Source organism: Vibrio sp. 970 (assembly GCF_033339075.1).
On the sequence record NZ_JAWOTW010000638.1, the window covers coordinates 1 to 565 of the forward strand.

Here is a 565-nt window from a genome sequence, read left to right on the forward strand (position 1 = left end):
GGGCGATGATCTCATTGCTGAGGTGGTAAATGATGCCAATGATTTTTACAACAAACGTTTAGCTGGGAAGATGCATGTAGCAACAGCTACAGGCGCAACGCTAAAAAACCTACGTGATAAAGTGGATGGACTGTCATTTTTGAACAGCGCATTCACTCCGCTCGTTAGCCTGCTCGATCAAACACTAGCAGGGTACGAAAAGCACGGAGCTGGAAAGCGTAATATTGAAGGTATGTTCGTCTTTCAAATTATGGCCGCTGTATTAATCATGTATGATCGCAAACGTATTCAAGAATACGCTGGGGGGTCGCTTAGTGTTGATGATGTAGCCAAAACCTTGACCAGAGATGAACTCAGCTCATTAGAGTCTGGAGCTTCTGATCAAGAAGATGAAAGTGAAGGTGTTGAGAGTGATGAGGCACTGGAACAACCATACGTTCAAACGCAAAGCCAAGAAGTTAACCAAGAAGATGGTGAACAAGTTAATAACTTAGAACCTGAAACTATTTTGGATGACTTCGAAGCGTTTTTAGCCAACCGCACATCCAGTGCAAACCAAGATGAC

1 protein-coding gene is annotated in these 565 nt (G+C 43.5%); it reads left to right on the forward strand.

The features are described from left to right. A partial coding sequence (locus tag R7Q11_RS28335; protein WP_225467248.1) for a DUF3150 domain-containing protein occupies positions 1-565 on the forward strand: 565 nt, incomplete at both ends.